This is a genomic window from Nostoc cycadae WK-1 (assembly GCF_002897135.1).
Classification (GTDB): Bacteria; Cyanobacteriota; Cyanobacteriia; order Cyanobacteriales; family Nostocaceae; genus Nostoc_B.
Genome location: NZ_DF978426.1, coordinates 20,302 through 37,816, shown reverse-complemented (window position 1 = coordinate 37,816; position 17,515 = coordinate 20,302). Strand labels below are relative to the sequence as shown.

Below are 17,515 nucleotides of genomic sequence, written 5' to 3'. Positions count from 1 at the left end.
TCTATACTTTTACGGATAACCGTCTGGATTTTTATCTGTTGGCGATATACCGCTTATTGAGGCTGGATATATCGCTGTTTTGTTTAGTAACGATAGTGGGCAAAGGCTTTGTTAGCTTCTGCCATCCGGTGCGTTTCTTCCCGCTTACGGATCGCATTACCACTTTCGTTGGCTGCATCCATTAATTCATTGGCTAATTTGCCAGCCATTGTGCGCCCTGGCCTTGACCGAGAAAATTGCACTAGCCAACGTAGTGCTAGGGTGGTACCGCGTTCTGAGCGTACTTCCATTGGGACTTGGTAAGTTGCACCACCAACACGACGAGCTTTCACTTCTACCAATGGTGTGGCATTACGCACTGCTCTTTCAAAGGTTTCTAACGCAGCATTACCAGTGCGTTCTTCAATAGTTTTTAAAGCTTCATAAACTATACGTGCAGCTAGTGATTTTTTTCCATGACGCATGATCCGGCGAATCATCATGCTCACCAGACGACTATTATAAACTGAGTCAGGCGGAACTGGCCGCCTTTGAACTACACCACGACGAGACATACTGTACCCTTAATTCGGAATTTGGCAACGAAATTATATGCTATCAGACAGCGCAGTATCGGAGTGGTGGAAGCTGCCACTCAGACTGCGGCAATTTTTTTACACTACAGTTGCAGCGACCCTGAATTGCTGATTTGCTATCCTGAATCGGACACACAAAGCGACAACATCGCAGGTATGAATTTCCCAGATGAAAATGCTGCTGTCGCTTACAGCAATTTCCATAAAACCTACACTTGCTCGCTGAGTGCAGGCTGACAGTGGTAACTTAACTAATTTAACTTTTGAAAACAGATACTTTTATCTATCTTCACAACTGTTTGAGAGCGATCGCTAACTTTTTATATTTTTTTAGCGCTTCCAGACAAAGCGACTAATCGCCATGAGACACGACTAATCGCCTCTGCCTTATTTTTTGGCTGCTTTCGGGCGCTTGGTTCCATACTTGGAACGTCCTTGTTTGCGGTCTTTAACGCCCGCTGTATCTAAGGTGCCACGGATAATATGGTATCTTACCCCTGGCAAATCCTTAACCCGACCGCCACGAATCATGACTACGGAGTGTTCTTGTAAGTTATGACCAATCCCTGGAATGTAGGCTGTCACCTCAAACCCGGATGTCAGCCTTACCCTTGCTACCTTGCGTAGGGCTGAGTTAGGCTTTTTAGGTGTTGTTGTGTAGACTCTGGTACAAACGCCGCGGCGTTGCGGGCATTGCTTGAGAGCTGGAGACTTGGTTTTCTGACGCGCTTTTTCGCGTTCGCTACGTATTAGTTGCTGTATGGTTGGCATGAGTCACAGCGCGTTAAGCTGCTTAGGGGTCTAAGTTTTTACAAATCCTGATTATATCTTTTTTCGTGCTTTTATGTCAAACTACTTTGACTAAGCCCTTCGGTTAGGCAATTGACCTACGCCCAGAGTAATTAATGTTTAACTATGGACGATGAAATCTTGTGTAATCGAGAATGAATTACCACAACTACAGGTGGTAACTGCTTGAGGGTTGTGGAAACGAAAGCCTCCACCCATTAAATCTTCAGAATAATCTAATACTAACCCATTAACATATTGTAGGCTTTGGTTATCTATAAGAATTTGCAGACCACTCACTTCAAAAGTGAGATCGCCTTCTTGGAGAATCTCATCAAACGACATATCGTAAAATAAATCAGAGCATCCCCCTGGTTTAACAGCTAACCTGACCAAGACATTGGGCTGTTGCTTTGACTTTAATCGTTCAATTTCAATTTTTGCTGCTTGACTCAGTTGAATCATTGAATTTGTTTTGGCAATTGCAAGCCCACCTTAAAGACAGATGGCGTGACGAGAAACCTAAAAAACTGGTTTTTGCTTTTTTATTGTAAATGAAGAGGTTGATTTGCAAAACCCAGCGTGAGATTTATTTAGTTGCCTAATAATGTCAAAGAAACTGAGTACAGAGGTATTTAAATCTCAATATTTAGCTTTTTGCTTTAAAAATACGAGTTAAGCATCTAGCCTAACTAAATTAGCGATCGCGGCTCCGCAAATTTCTGTATGCTTCAGTCAGAAATTTACGGAGTGCAATTTCTTGTGCTAGTTTCCTAGATCCCAGTTCAACTAGTTTTCTGTCCGCGCATAATCATCTTGGTAGCGAATAATATCATCTTCACCTAAATATTCGCCATTTTGTACCTCAATTAGTACTAAAGGAATCACTCCAGGATTTTCGAGACGATGGGATGTACATTGAGGTACATAAGTTGACTGATTATTACCCAATAATATTTCTTGATCGCCACAAGTTACTCTGGCTGTACCAGAGACAACAATCCAATGTTCACTGCGATGATGGTGCATTTGCAGGCTGAGGCGGTGTCCAGGCTTCACTTCAATGCGTTTAATTTTATATCCACGCCCTTCTTCCAAAATAGTAAAAGAACCCCAAGGGCGCAATTCAGTTGCTGCAACACCGCGATTCGCGATCGCCGCAGGTAGGGGTAAAGTCTTAGTTGGTGCGGTTTCTTGATATTGAGCCATAGTTACCTCGTTTGGAGACATAACAAGCTGTCCTTACTCTTAACCATTGATGGAAAAATCTGGCGCAATCTTGCAACCGTGAAAATGAGCAATTCAATTACACCTTGCTAACCATAACAAAATCAAACTTTAGGGTGTAAAGAGTCACGACTAAACTATGGTGAATACACAAACTCTTTATCTAGTGCCATTCCAGCTTATTCCAATCTTTAAAGTTTGTTGCGAACTTGAAGGATAAAGGTTGAAATGAATATTTTATAATTCATTTATCTTTGTTGCCAAAAAATCCCAATACCGTTATGCACACGAGCCGCAGTATTAGGAGAACGGTCAAGTAATTGTCCGCCTAAATAAAGACTAGTTGAACTGCCACCATCTAAATTGAGAGCATTCACACAACCAAGCTGTTTCATCAATTGAGCGTGTTCTGCTAGTGTCGGCCCTGCACCACCAGCACGGTTATGCACAGCAGCAATCATCAGCGTACCTGTGGCTGTAGTGCAAATGCCACTACGAATGGCCTTTTCTGCAATAAAAGCATTACTGAATTTTTCAGCTTTCGCATCAATAACAATTTGACCATTTTGAATTAATAATGGCCCGGCTCCCACAATGTTGGGGTAACGGCTAAAATCAGCGGGGGTAGTGGCACTAGTAAGGGTAACTTTTGTGCCTGTAGGGAGTTGCATAGCAGTAGTTGCAGCAGTTCCGCGCAAAGTTAACAAGTAGCCATCTTGGGGGATCGGGACAGGGGTTTGTCCAGCTTTCCCACCCGCTAACTGACTACTAACTTCGTCTTTTTGAACTAGGAGGATAGTTTCGTTATCTGTAAGGGGAGTGTAAGTTGTTCCCCAGCTGGGGGTGTAACGAGCAATGCCACTCTGCACGTAACCACTATTGAGAAATAAAATTGGTAAGCGGAGATTGTTAGGCGCAACTAAAGTTTCTTGTAATGTCAGACGACCTACGTAAAATTGCCCAGAGTTATTCCAAGCGATCGCACCCCGATTAAGAATTGGCCCGGATATCCACTGATTATCTCGACGAATCGCCCCTAAAGGTAATCGATTGTTGCGGTTAAAATAACCACCATTAATTGCCGCTAAAGCTAAGTATTTTTGCGCTGTTTGAATTAAGGGAGCAGTACCAATTAAAGTCTCAGGAGTTGCCCAAATTGGTTTTAAGGTGACAGCGCGGGGGTTAGCTTCTAACCACACCACAGGAAAACGTTCTTTCCCTAAACTGATAAATTGCTGTCGCCAACGCAACCCATTTGCCCAGGCTATATTCCTTTCTACCATTGCATCGGGGCGAATCTCGACCATTAGACGATGCGGATTATCTATTGTATTGACACGAGGAGACCAACCAAAAGGAACGCTGAGACTCACAATAGTTTGGTTATTCACAACCTCAACTTTTTGAATCAATTTATCAGGCGTTGGTCGTGTTTCTGGTAATATTTGTTTGATTAAGCTTGGTAGTAATGGCGGCTGTAGAGCAGAAGTATAACGTTGGATTAATGCAGGATCAGCTATAGCATCCAGTGTAATTGTCCATTCCCGATTAGGCAGGGTAGCTGGTTTAGGTGCGATCGCATCTGGATCATCTGCTGGCGGCGTTTGCACTTGCTTAATAGGTAATCCTTGCCTAACTATCCAAGGTGTGGGACGGTCTAAATCGACTGCAATGCGGTTTTCCCGGATAGTATTAATACCAGGAGGATTGAGCGGTTGCTGACCAGTAATAATATTTTTAATTTGAGCTTGGGGCGTGACAATTACCAAGGTGTTACCATTAGTTTGTAACTGCCAATTTGCTTGTTGAACAAATTTAGTAATATCTAAATAACGGTATCCACTTTGTAGCTGAGTGACTAAAACCAGTGGACTGGTAGCAGAGGAGAACCACTGGATTGGTTGTCTATCTGGATTATTGCTGTTTAAGAAATCAACTCCAATGGCCTGGCGAAATACTCCATCACTGAGAAAAATTATTTGCTGATCATACGTGCCTGATTTTACTAACCAAGCGCCAGGTATTGTCCGACCATTAAGGGAAATTTGATTACCAGAAGATGGGGCTTTTCGCATAGGCGATGCTGGCGATCGCGGCGTTATCTCTGGTACAGGTTGAGCTATGGCAACCCAAATAGGAGATAAACTTAGTATTGTGGCAATGATGGGTGATGCAGTTGCCCGAAAGACTTGATATTCGACAGGCTTGGTCACAACAGGATAAGATTTTTTGCGATACCAATTTGGCATTTTTAACATATTTTATGCAGTACTTTTGTCAGTTCTCACCTCAGAGACAGGTTGAACTAATTGTCGCCAACTCTTGAAATAAGGTGATTTAACTTTTCAAGAAACGTGATAACCTATAAATTGGCTAGTTATCTCTTATGAGAACCACAAGCCCTTTTTACGCTAAAACCACTGTAACTGACTGTTTTAACTGGCACTAGTTCCAGCCAAACTATAAATATATAGTTTTGGTCATCAAATGTATATTTAAAATACTCTTTCCTCACTCATAGTTGCTATTTTGTTACTTAGAGGCGAGGCATAGTTGTTAGTAACAAGAGTTGCAACGGGTGAGCAGCCAATATACACAACAATAAAAATATTTGGGAATTGTCAAATGGGTATATAGTGTAATACGCTGATTTTGTTGCTGAATCAGGAATCTTACAGCTTTTATAATAGTAAGTTTTTCAGTTGAAATTTTGTATTAGGTAAGCTGAGGCTGTCTACCTGACAGACATCTGTCATCTGAAGAAAACTGAGAAAATACTTGGTTTAGAACCAAAATAGATAAAATTAGGACAAGATGGAATTTGTCTAACCCAGCATAAACACATAAGAATGAACGCAATAATTTTAACACGGTTAAATTCATAAATAACCGAAGTTAAAATTTTTTTTCCCTAAATTTCAGTGATTTATGTATTGCTGCGATGCGAAATTGCGAAACTTCCCTCCTAAGCAGTGGCAAAATTTGTGACTTAACTCTCAGGAATAGGCTATGAACGATCAAAGGGTGAATCAATTGCAAACAAGAAAATTTTCGGATAAAGACTCTAGAGATACCTACCAAGGACAAAGGTGGTTAGTAGAGGAGCGAGATGCCTGTGGTGTAGGTTTTATTGCACATCGCCAGAATATTGCCAGCCATGAAATAGTCACCAAAGCCTTAGCTGCCTTGACCTGCTTGGAACATCGTGGTGGTTGTAGCGCTGACCATGATTCTGGCGATGGTGCAGGTATATTAACGGCTATTCCTTGGGAGTTGTTACAAAAAGAATATTTCTCAGGCAGGATGGAAATCTCTTCTACCAGCAATATTGCTGTGGGGATGATATTTTTACCGCAAGAACCAGAAGTCGCACAAAAAGCGAAAGCGCAAGTTGAGAAAGTTGCCACTGAGGAAAAATTTACAGTATTGGGCTGGCGAGAAGTACCAGTACATCCCCATTTATTGGGAATACAAGCCAAAGAAAATCAACCTCACATAGAACAAGTTTTTCTCGCAGCCGATCAAACTGGTGATGAATTAGAAAGACAATTGTACATTGCCCGCAAGCGAATTTTTAAAGCTGCAAAAACTGTCTCGGAAGATTTTTATATTTGCTCCTTGTCTAGCCGCACAATTGTCTACAAAGGTATGGTGCGTTCTGCTGTACTAGGAGACTTTTATGCGGATTTAAAAAATCCCGCATACAAGAGTGCCTTTGCCGTTTATCATCGGCGCTTTAGCACCAACACTATGCCTAAATGGCCTTTAGCGCAACCAATGCGCCTGTTGGGACATAACGGAGAAATTAATACTCTGTTGGGTAATATCAACTGGATGATGGCCAGAGAAGCCAGCATTAGCCATCCAGTATGGGGCGATCGCAATCATGAACTCAAGCCTTTAGTGATTTTAGATAGCAGCGACTCTGCCACCTTAGATAATGTCCTAGAATTACTAGTGCGTTCGGGACGTAGCCCCTTAGAAGCCTTGATGATTATGGTGCCAGAGGCTTACCAAAATCAACCATCATTGCAGAATTATCCCGAAATTACTGATTTCTATGAATATTACAGTGGTTTGCAAGAAGCTTGGGATGGCCCAGCACTGTTAGTCTTTGGTGATGGTAAGAAAGTTGGCGCAACCCTCGACCGCAACGGCTTAAGACCAGCACGCTATGTCATTACTAAAGATGATTACATTGTTGTGGCATCAGAAGCAGGTGTGGTTGACTTCCCTGAAGACAATATTGTGGAGAAAGGTAGACTGGGTCCAGGGCAAATGATCGCCGTGGACTTAGAAACCCAGGAAATTTTGAAAAACTGGGAAATTAAACAAAGAATTGCCCAGCAGCATCCTTATGGAGAATGGTTGCAAAACTATCGCCAAGACTTAAAGTCATTAGTCAATAGTCATGGGACAAACGGTAATGGCAACGGTAACGGTAATGGCAATGGTAACGGTAAAGGACAATTCACTGTTGATAAACAAACCTTACTCCGCCAGCAAACAGCCTTTGGTTACACCAGCGAAGATGTGGAAATGGTGATTGAACAAATGGCGGGGAATGGTGCAGAACCAACGTTCTGTATGGGTGATGATATTCCTCTAGCTGTGCTGTCAGGCAAACCCCACCTGTTGTATGACTATTTCAAACAGCGTTTTGCTCAAGTAACTAACCCACCAATTGACCCCCTGCGGGAAAAACTGGTGATGTCTTTAAAGGTGGAATTGGGTGAACGGGGTAATTTATTAGAACCGAAACCAGAATATGCCAAGAGGCTGAAGTTGGATTCGCCTGTGTTGACAGAAACAGAATTGGATGCAATTAAAACATCTGGTTTTGCAACAGCAGAGTTGTCAACTGTATTTCCTATTGCCAACGGCCCAGAAGGGTTAAAAACCGCAGTCAAAGCTTTACAAGCACAAGCAGCTGAATCAGTGCGGGCTGGTGCGAAGATATTAATCTTGAGCGATCGCGCTGGTGGTGGTATTAGCTCAGAATCCAGCTATATTCCGCCTTTATTGGCTGTGGGTGCAGTCCATCACCACCTGATCCGCGAAGGCTTACGGATGAAAACATCCCTAATTGTAGATACAGCACAGTGTTGGAGTACCCATCACTTTGCTTGTTTGATTGGCTATGGTGCGGGTGCTGTTTGCTCTTACATGGCTTTAGACACAGTTCGGGATTGGTGGTTTGACCCAAAAACACAGCAGTTCATGGAACGGGGGAAATTGACCAGGATTAGCTTAGAACAAGCTATTGGCAATTACCGTAAAGCTGTCGAGTCAGGATTGCTGAAAATCCTCTCCAAGATGGGGATATCCTTACTATCTAGCTATCAAGCCGCCCAAATCTTTGAAGCCATCGGCATTGGTGGGGATCTACTAGAACTGGGCTTCCAAGGTACTGCTTCTCGCATCGGTGGTTTAAGCGTGAGTGAACTGGCACAAGAAGTGCTTTCCATCCACAGCAAAGCCTTCCCAGAACTAAACGCCAAGAAGTTGGAGAACTTAGGGTTTGTCAACTACCGTCCTGGTGGTGAGTACCACATGAACAGCCCAGAAATGTCCAAAGCATTGCATGAGGCGGTTAAAACCAAGCAATACGACCATTACGAAGTTTATAAACAATATCTCCAAGGCAGACCAATTACAGCCTTGAGGGACTTGCTAGACTTCCAAAGCGATCGCCCATCAATTCCCCTAGAAGAAGTGGAAGCAGCAGAATCAATTCTCAAACGCTTCTGTACTGGGGGGATGTCGTTAGGTGCATTGTCACGAGAAGCCCATGAAGTTTTGGCGATCGCTATGAACCGGATTGGAGGTAAATCCAACTCTGGGGAAGGTGGCGAAGATCCAGTACGTTACAACGTTTTAGATGATGTAGACTCATCCGGTTACTCACCAACCCTACCCCACCTGAAGGGCTTGCAAAATGGTGATACTGCTTCTAGTGCCATCAAGCAAGTTGCATCCGGACGTTTTGGTGTCACACCAGGATATTTAGCTAGTGCTAAACAAATAGAAATCAAAATTGCCCAAGGTGCAAAACCAGGGGAAGGCGGACAATTACCAGGAGCAAAAGTCAGTCCTTACATTGCCATGTTGCGGCGGTCTAAGCCTGGTGTAACCTTGATTTCGCCACCACCGCACCACGATATCTACTCCATTGAAGACTTAGCCCAGCTAATTTTTGACCTGCACCAAATCAACCCGAAAGCTCAGGTATCAGTCAAGTTAGTAGCAGAAATCGGTATCGGCACAATTGCGGCAGGTGTAGCAAAAGCCAACGCTGATATCATTCAGATTTCTGGGCATGATGGCGGTACAGGTGCATCACCTCTGAGTTCGATTAAACACGCTGGTTCTCCGTGGGAACTTGGTTTAAGTGAAGTGCATCGCGTCTTGATGCAGAATAGTTTGCGCGATCGCGTCATCTTGCGAGTAGACGGTGGACTGAAGACGGGCTGGGATGTCTTGATGGCTGCGTTGATGGGTGGTGAAGAATTCGGCTTTGGTTCCATTGCCATGATTGCCGAAGGTTGCCAAATGGCGAGAGTATGCCACAAAAACACCTGTCCTGTCGGTGTAGCGACTCAAGATGAAAAATTGCGCCTGCGGTTCAAGGGTATACCCGAACACGTCGTTAACTTCTTCTACTTCGTCGCCGAAGAAGTGCGGAGTTTGTTAGCCAAACTAGGATATCGTTCCTTGACAGAAATTATTGGTCGTGCAGACTTGTTAACAGCACGTCCCGAAGCCACATTGGCCAAAACCCAAGCATTGAATCTCAATTGCTTATTGCAACTACCAGATACTAAAACAAACCGTAGCTGGTTAGTGCATGAAGAAGTTCATAGCAATGGTGCTGTCTTAGATGACCAATTGCTGGCTGATGGAGAAATTCAAGCCGCCATTCGCAACCAATCTACGGTGACGAAGACTTTAAAGATAGTCAACACCGATAGAACAGTAGGTGCAAGATTAGCAGGTGCGATCGCATCTCAATACGGTGACGGTGGCTTTGAAGGACAAATTAACCTCAACTTCCACGGTAGTGTAGGGCAAAGCTTTGGTGCATTTAACCTCCCTGGTATCACTTTGAATCTAGTCGGAGAAGCCAACGACTACGTAGGCAAAGGGATGCACGGTGGTGAAATCATCATTAAACCTCCAGCAGCAGCTACCTACGACCCATCCCAGAACGTGATCGTCGGTAATACCTGCCTCTACGGTGCGACTGGTGGATACTTATTTGCCAACGGTTTAGCAGGTGAACGCTTTGCAGTCCGCAACTCCAAAGCCACAGCTGTAGTCGAAGGTGCAGGTGATCACTGCTGCGAATACATGACTGGTGGTGTAATAGTTGTTCTCGGCAAAGTGGGACGTAACGTAGCTGCGGGGATGACGGGCGGTTTGGCATACTTCTTAGATGAAGACGACTCATTCCCTGAGTTAGTCAATCGAGAAAATGTCAAAATTCAGCGAGTCCTCACAGAAGCAGGACAAAAGCAACTGCAAGATTTAATTAGAACTCATGCAGAACGCACTGGTTCACCAAAAGCGAAAGCAATTCTGCAAAATTGGCAAGAATTTGTGTCTAAGTTCTGGCAATTAGTCCCACCGTCAGAAGCTGATAGTCCAGAGGCTAATCCTCAAGCGGTGGTAGAAAAACATCTGAGTTCAGTGTAGTTAAAAGCTGAATTATTAATCAATAAAAAGGGGACGTTACTAATGTCCCCTTTTTTTATAGCTATAGCAGTCAAAGTATAGATTAATGTCAATTCGTAATTCGTAATTAAGAAAGTCAGATATGGCATGGCTTTCGGGGTTTGAATGTATTGCCTCATTTTAGAGAATTGGTATAAGACTATTGTGATTGCTGAAACTCCTGAAAAGAAAAAAATGGTTTGTACTCAGAACTTAGAAATTTTTTCTTTGTGTTTGTGGTGATAAAGACGAGACAGAATAATATAAATAAAACATAAAAACTAACTGATAAACTTCGAGAATTATAATTAAAAACAAATTTTATCTAGAGAATAAAATTTTATCGACCTAGTATTATCAGGAAACATCAACTAAATTTATTTAGTCTAGATATTCAATATTTGGGAACCACAATTAAGTTCTTCAAATAGTTGTATATCTATTAATTGATATGGGGAAAGTTTTACTGAGACGCGAAAACTCGCGTCTCAAAAACTTTTTTACAAGAATTTACCTAAAACAAAAGCAAATGAGCTTCTTAGAAGGGTTGTATGACCGATTAAAGGTTAAGCAAAAATTACCAATTCGTAATTCAAAGGGTACAAGCCCCTGCTAAATTTTAAATTTAGCAATTTAACATTAGTAGTGGTTTAAGCCGCAACTAATTGTAATTACGAATTATGAATTATCAATTACTACTTCTGTTGAGCAATATGCTTTTCCAAAGTACTAGCTAATGTAGTCTTGGGTACGGCTCCAACAACCATATCAACTTTTTGCCCATCTTTAAAAATCATTAATGTGGGAATGCTGCGAATGCCATACTGACTTGCCACTTGAGGATTCTCATCAGTATTAACTTTTACAACTTTGAGTTGACCTTCGTACTGAACGGCAATTTCTTCGACAACAGGAGCTACCATGCGGCAAGGGCCACACCAGGGAGCCCAAAAATCAACTAAAACAGGTACACTGCTGTCGAGAACTTCTTGCTTAAAAGTAGAATCTGTAACTTGTGCGGCTGCTGACATGCCTAAAAACCTTTGCCAATTACATTTCTGAGTTTCGTGAAAATTCTACCATAGCAAAAACGTCTGCTCTGAAGAGTAAGGATGTACATTTGCAACAAAACTAGATTATAAACATAAGGAACCGCCCGAACAGTAGTCCGGGCGGAGTGTGGTGTGAGGAGTGAACGGAAACATGCGTCTCCGCTTTCTCTATTGTAGGCGACATACGGGATTTTTCCAGTTGAATGTTTGAGAGTCTGGAAAAATTTCCTGAAGAATTTCAACTGGATATATCTAAAGGATTAGGAAAAATGAAAGTATGAAGTCTGAAGTGTGTAGACGCTTTTAGCAGCTTACCGCAGACTAGGATGAAATATGTTTCTTCAGCTTTTAAGCTTCATAATTTCTTTATTTACCCATACCTAATTGTTGAGCTTTTTGGTAAACTTTCCCCTCAGTTAACAAGGAAGGCGCAATGACAACTTCAACTTGCTGCATTTCTTTGATATCTTTGGCTCCCAATGTCCCCATACTAGTTTTTAACGCTCCCAACAAATTATGGGTACCATCATCTAAGCCTGCGGGGCCAATGAGGATTTGCTCTAGAGTGCCAGTTGTCCCAACTTTGATCCGAGTTCCGCGAGGTAGCACTGGGCTAGGGGTGGCCATTCCCCAATGAAAACCGCGTCCGGGGGCTTCGGCGGCTCTAGCAAAGGGTGAACCAATCATCACACCATCAGCACCACAAGCAATACATTTACAAATGTCTCCACCCGTGATTAAACCACCATCAGCGATGACAGGGACATATTTACCAGTTTCCTGATAGTAATCATCGCGGGCGGCGGCACAATCTGCGATCGCAGTTGCTTGGGGTACACCCACGCCCAACACACCACGGGAAGTACAAGCTGCACCAGGCCCAATACCCACTAATACCGCCGCTGCACCAGCCTTAATTAAGTCCAAAGTGACTTCGTAGGTGACACAGTTACCCAACACTACCGGGATGGGCATAGAACGGCAAAATTCTGCCAAATCGAGCGTAACTATCGACTCTGGTGATAAATGTGCTGTGGAGACGACTGTAGCTTGGATAAAAAATAAATCAGCCCCAGCTTTCGCCACTACCTGACCATATTTGCTGGCTCCTGCTGGTGTAGCACTCACAGCCGCAATCCCGCCTTGTTGCTTAATTTCCTGAATACGTTTTTCAATTAACTCCGGCTTGATGGGTTCGGCATAAAGTTCTTGCATTAAGGAGACAAATTCATCCTTGCCAACAGAAGCAATCCGATCAAGGATGGGGTTTGGGTCAGCATAGCGGGTTTGGATACCCTCTAAGTTGAGAACACCTAATGCACCTAACTGTGATAAACGCACAGCCATCTCTACATCAACTACACCATCCATTGCACTAGCAATTATGGGGATATTTCGCTCTATATTGCCAATCCGCCAGCTAGTATCCGCCAAACTAGGATCTAAAGTTCTTTTACCGGGGACTAGTGCTATTTCATCAATTCCGTAAGCCCTACGAGCTATTTTTCCCCGCCCAAGTTGAATGTCCACGCTGTTAACTTTTCTCAAAACTGTTCTAGCTAGGGTATCAAATTGTGAGGTGATTTGCAGCGGTTTTTTGGCAAGTAACTACAAAGATGTTTCAGTTTATCGTTAGAGAAAAATAGGATATGGAAAAGAGGGAACAGGGAAAGAAAGATTTTCTTGTGAATAACTGACTAGTTAAGGCTGAGATAATCCAGCAGAAAGATAATTTTGAGGTGATATTCTGTAGGCGATCGCTATTTCTACTTTCACAATCTCTACTAGCAGAAATTTCCGAAAAAATAGCAAGAATATCCAAATTTCCTGATACTTTTTGATAGCTTTAGCCAAGCATTTAAGATTGTCAAAGTTGATATAAGTTAGCGATCGCCCAATTGCTTTTACACAATTTTTAGCTAATCTTCATCGAGCTAAATGTGAGCAATAGTCACACCACTACCGCCATCAGCTTGTTCGGCTGGTTCATAACTGCTGACTCTGGGATGCTGTTGCAAAAAGGCGTGAACACCTTGACGCAGTTTCCCTGTACCGTGTCCGTGAATAATCCAGATGGGGCCATTCGCTTCGGAAATGGCTTTGTCTAATTCAATTTCGGCATCGGCTACCCGCTTACCTCGTAAATCTACTGTATTTTTAGAAGTACGAATGGCTGGTGCGGCTTGGGGTGGCGGAGGGGTTGGTGCTGGTGTTTGTTTTTGTTTGACAATGGGTTCAGCTTTTTGCCCATCGAGAGATTCGATATCTTGCAATTTCACTGTCATTTTCATGATGCCGAAGCGCACATTTAACTCTCCATCCTCATCGGGGGCGGTTAAGACTTCGGCAGTTTGCCCAAATTGGGAAATGCGGATGCGATCGCCTACTTTCGGCATAAAGCCAACTTTCGGTTTAGGTGCGGCGGCTGGCTGGTATTTCTGGGTAATTTGATTTAAAGCATTGGTGGCTTGTTGAGCATCTTGGGCGGTGGGTGTACCTTGTTGCAAGCGGCGAATAACTTGAGCAATTTCGCCTTTGGCTTGGGCTATTGCCTGTTGGACTGCAACTTCTTGGGAAACCCGCAATGATTTTTCCCGTTCCTCTAAGGATGCGGCTTTGTCAGAAACTTCTTTATATAAACGTTCCGCTTGTTGCAAGAGTTTTTGGGCTTCTGCGGCTTTGGTTTCTTGACTGCGGCGTTGGGCTTCTAACCCAGCAATTACTTGGTTAACTTCGTCAGAGGCTTCGCCTACTTGAGTTTTGGCATTTTCTACTACTTCTGGTTTTAAACCTAAACGTAAAGCGATCGCCAAAGCATTAGAACGTCCAGGAATCCCCCACAATAAACGATATGTGGGTGACAAAGTAGCTTCATCAAATTCTACCGAGGCATTTTCAAACCGCGCATCTTCGTATTTTAGGGCTTTAAGTTCCCCAAAGTGAGTTGTCGCAATTGTTAACTGGGCGTGTTCCGCTAAGTGCTGCAAAAGAGCGATCGCTAAGGCACTACCTTCAGCTGGATCTGTACCTGCGCCTACTTCGTCGAGTAGAACTAGGGAGTTGAGTTGATTTTCTACTTCATTACCTAAAGCATTCAAAATCCGGCTGATGCGGCGGATATGTCCAGAAAATGTCGATAAACTTTGCTGGAGAGATTGTTCATCACCGATATCTGCCAAAACTTGGTCAAACCAAGGCATTTCCACGGGTTCGCGGGCGGGGATGAATAAACCCACTTTCGCCATTAATGCTGCTAAACCAAGGGTTTTCAATGTGACAGTTTTACCCCCAGTGTTCGGACCGGTAATTGTTACTACCTTGATATGGGGACTAATCAATAAATCTACGGGAATGACCGAGTGTCCTTGCTCGTGCTGTTGTTGCCAAATTAACAACGGGTGACGCAACTGACGTAATGTCACAATTTCTTGTTCTTCACGGTTAATAAATCTAGGTGGATTCGCTTTTAGCCAGTAACTATAACGCGATCGCGCTGCCGCTAAATCGAGGGTAGTCACAATTACTAATAGCCTTTCTAAATCTGGCGTAACCGCTGCAACTTGCTCAGTCAAAATGCGACGAACCGCTTCTTCTTCTGCTTGTTCTCGTTTTAGCATTTGCCGCAATTGATTACCCATCGGCACAATGGAATTAGGTTCCACGTACAAAGTCACGCCACTAGTAGAAGTATCGTGAACAATACCGGGGATAACGTCTTTGTGGCTGGCTTTGACTGGGATAACAAAGCGATCGCCCCGTTGAGTAATTAGCTGCTCCTGAACAGCATTCGATTTTGCCTGTAAAATATTATGCAGTTTTTGGTTAATCTGACTGCGTAATCTTCGCAAATCATCACGGATTTCGCCTAATTTTTGGCTGGCACGATCAGCTACAATCCCGCGTTCATCAATACAACGGTGAATTTCCTGCTCTAATTCTGGGTAAGTGCGTAAATCTGCAACTAAATCAGTTAATACTGGTGTATCTTCCTGGTTATCGATTATACGCCGTAAATTCCTCGCCCCGGCTAGAGTGGTGGCGATCGCCAGTAATTCATCCCCAGCTAAAATCCCGCGGAGTTCAGCGCGTTCTATGGAATCACCAATATCTTGAATACCATCAAAAGATAAACTTGTAGTCAGCCGACTTTCTAGTTGGTAAACTTCTTTAGTTTGGGCTAATAACTGCTCACTGACTGACTGCGATGTAGGAATTTGTAAATTAGTTGATGCGATCGCCCCTAGCTTTGTTGCCGCAAATGTCGCCAAATGCTGGCAGAGACGATGCCATTCTAGTAGTTCTAAAGTTTCCGCTTGGATCAAGGCTGCAATATCTAAGAAATCTTATATGAAATTATCGTAACAACAGAGTTGCGTTTACAGCCAATATCAATCGGTTCAGTAGCACAATAGTTTCTAGCACTTACACACAAAGGTTAATTGTTGAGATTATGTGTTATAATAATTGATTAGGTGTAAAATGCTACAGTTTACACGGCTATAATAGCTGACTATATTATCTAGATGTTTTTTCAGGTTTGTTTTAAAAAATCCTTGTTTTCCACCAAGGAGTATTTTTAATTTCATTTTCTAAAAGCCTGATTTCTTGTTGAAGTTTTTTAACTTCATTGAGCATCGATTTTTTAGCAAAAATATTGACTGCTTGCTTGAAATCTTCTATTGCCTCTTTACTTTTGCCTTGTTTCTTGCGAATACAACCGCGTCGTACATAAGCAGAAGAATAATTTGGATCAAGTTGTATAACGTGATTATAGTCTTTAATGGCTCCTTGTAAGTCTCCTTTTAGCTTACGAATATTAGCTCTTTTGAAATAGGTATCAACGCATTCAAATTTATTTTTAATGGCTAAAGTATAATCCGCAATAGCTCCATTATAATCTTTAGACATCGTACGAGCGCCAGCACGACTCAATAAAGCAGAAAAATCATTTGGACGAAGGTTGATAATCTGAGTAAAATCTAAGATACTTTTTTCATAATTCTCATTTGCTAAATAAGCATTAGCTCGATGTAAATATGCTTCGGCTATACTGTAGTTATTTTCTATGAGGTAAGTAAAATCTTGTATTGATTTTTCATAATTTTGTAAATCAAAATATATGCCACCTCTGATAAAATAAGCATTAAATTTGCGCTTATCCAGCTTAATTATTTGAGTATAATCAGACAAAGCAGACTCATAATATTTAATTTCAATATATATTCTTCCTCGTCTTTCATAAATATCCTTGTTATTTGGATCTAAGTTAATACTCTGTGTGTAATCAAAAATAGCACCATCGTAATTTTTCTGTGTAGCTAATAAATGTCCTCTATTATAATAAGCCTCAAAATGCTGAGGATTAATTTTAATTGTCTGGCTATAATCATTGATAGCTCCTTGATAATCACGACTATCAGAGCGATTACAACCCCTTAGAAAATATGCTTCCTCAAATTGAGGATCAATTTTAATTACTTCAGACAAATCTTCAATAGCTGCTTGATATTTACAAGTATCAGAATAAATACAAGCCCTTAAGTAATATGCTTCGGTGTAGTGAGGATTTATTTCTATTGCTTTAGAAAAATCTTCAACTGCTTCTGCATACTGCTTATTTTTTAACTTTTCAACTCCTCGTTTAAAAAAGTCTGCATTGCTTTTGAAGATGTCGATAAAACCTAAAAATCCCGCTGTTATTCCCTTTGTTGTACTGCCAACTACAGAACCTACTCCAGATGCTACACTTTCAACTATAGAACCTATGCTTTTTGCTGTACTTTTAACTGAAGACTCTCCTGTTGCACCAGCTAAAACTCCACCAGCTATAGCTAGAGGTACTACAATTGGCCCTGCCAAACCTAATGCACCTACTACACATAACGCGCCTACACCACCTGCTACAGATCCTACTTTGTTTTCCGCAGTAAAATCATTCAATACCAATTCTCCAGCAACATCAAATACAAATTCTTCTACGCTCATTGCTCCCCCAATTAATTAATTAATAAATACAACCTAGAATCTCTATTGAGAATATATGCTGACTTTATAATTATGCTTGCCAATATATTTTTATACATTTGTAAAAACTCGGAATTAATAAAATATATATTTATAAAATCAGTAAGAAAAGACTGAATGTAAGTAAAAACTCTG

Annotated in this window: 11 protein-coding genes and 1 pseudogene; 2 read left to right on the top strand and 10 right to left on the bottom strand. The window is 42.1% G+C overall.

From position 1 onward, the window contains the following. Positions 1–83: 83 nt before the first annotated feature. Entirely contained in the window at positions 84–554 is a 471-nt protein-coding gene (rpsG, locus tag NCWK1_RS09815; RefSeq protein WP_015113495.1) for a 30S ribosomal protein S7, read from the bottom strand. 21 nt (positions 555–575) lie between these two features. On the opposite strand from rpsG, the gene NCWK1_RS09810 reads away from it, so the two are divergent. Continuing rightward, positions 576–812, top strand: a complete 237-nt coding sequence (locus tag NCWK1_RS09810; protein ID WP_146033971.1) for a hypothetical protein — start codon at positions 576–578, stop codon at positions 810–812. A gap of 150 nt (positions 813–962) precedes the next feature. Here the strand turns inward: NCWK1_RS09810 and rpsL are convergent, their stop codons facing one another. From rpsL to NCWK1_RS09790, 4 genes are all read right to left on the bottom strand, one after another. Further along, entirely contained in the window at positions 963–1,346 is a 384-nt protein-coding gene (gene rpsL, locus NCWK1_RS09805) for a 30S ribosomal protein S12 (RefSeq protein WP_015113494.1), read from the bottom strand. A 138-nt stretch (positions 1,347–1,484) separates the two neighbouring features. Next, a complete protein-coding gene (locus tag NCWK1_RS09800; RefSeq protein WP_103124590.1) occupies positions 1,485–1,829 on the bottom strand; it encodes a HesB/IscA family protein in 345 nt (114 codons plus the stop codon). Positions 1,830–2,153: 324 nt separating this feature from the next. Beyond that, positions 2,154–2,573 carry a phosphomannose isomerase type II C-terminal cupin domain gene (locus tag NCWK1_RS09795; protein ID WP_096575153.1) on the bottom strand — a complete coding sequence of 140 codons (420 nt, stop codon included), beginning with the start codon at positions 2,571–2,573 and terminating at the stop codon, positions 2,154–2,156. Between the two features lie 266 nt (positions 2,574–2,839). Then, positions 2,840–4,849: a phosphodiester glycosidase family protein gene (locus NCWK1_RS09790; protein WP_103124589.1), complete on the bottom strand. Its 2,010-nt coding sequence runs from the start codon at positions 4,847–4,849 to the stop codon at positions 2,840–2,842. Between the two features lie 751 nt (positions 4,850–5,600). Between NCWK1_RS09790 and gltB the strand changes: the two genes are divergently transcribed. Further along, on the top strand, positions 5,601–10,286 hold the full coding sequence (gltB, locus tag NCWK1_RS09785) for a glutamate synthase large subunit (RefSeq protein ID WP_103124588.1): 4,686 nt from the start codon (positions 5,601–5,603) through the stop codon (positions 10,284–10,286). A 713-nt stretch (positions 10,287–10,999) separates the two neighbouring features. Here the strand turns inward: gltB and trxA are convergent. From trxA to NCWK1_RS09765, 5 genes and pseudogenes are all read right to left on the bottom strand, one after another. Beyond that, a pseudogene (gene trxA / locus NCWK1_RS09780) lies at positions 11,000–11,359 on the bottom strand (thioredoxin); the annotation flags it as partial. Positions 11,360–11,722: 363 nt separating this feature from the next. After that, positions 11,723–12,886 carry a GuaB3 family IMP dehydrogenase-related protein gene (locus tag NCWK1_RS09775; RefSeq protein ID WP_103124587.1) on the bottom strand — a complete coding sequence of 388 codons (1,164 nt, stop codon included), beginning with the start codon at positions 12,884–12,886 and terminating at the stop codon, positions 11,723–11,725. 171 nt (positions 12,887–13,057) lie between these two features. Beyond that, a complete protein-coding gene (locus tag NCWK1_RS29500; protein ID WP_187308107.1) occupies positions 13,058–13,210 on the bottom strand; it encodes a hypothetical protein in 153 nt (50 codons plus the stop codon). 80 nt (positions 13,211–13,290) lie between these two features. Further along, positions 13,291–15,678, bottom strand: coding sequence for an endonuclease MutS2 (locus tag NCWK1_RS09770; RefSeq protein ID WP_103124586.1), 2,388 nt, complete (start codon positions 15,676–15,678; stop codon positions 13,291–13,293). A 220-nt stretch (positions 15,679–15,898) separates the two neighbouring features. Then, positions 15,899–17,341, bottom strand: coding sequence for a tetratricopeptide repeat protein (locus tag NCWK1_RS09765; RefSeq protein ID WP_103124585.1), 1,443 nt, complete (start codon positions 17,339–17,341; stop codon positions 15,899–15,901). Positions 17,342–17,515: the final 174 nt, after the last annotated feature.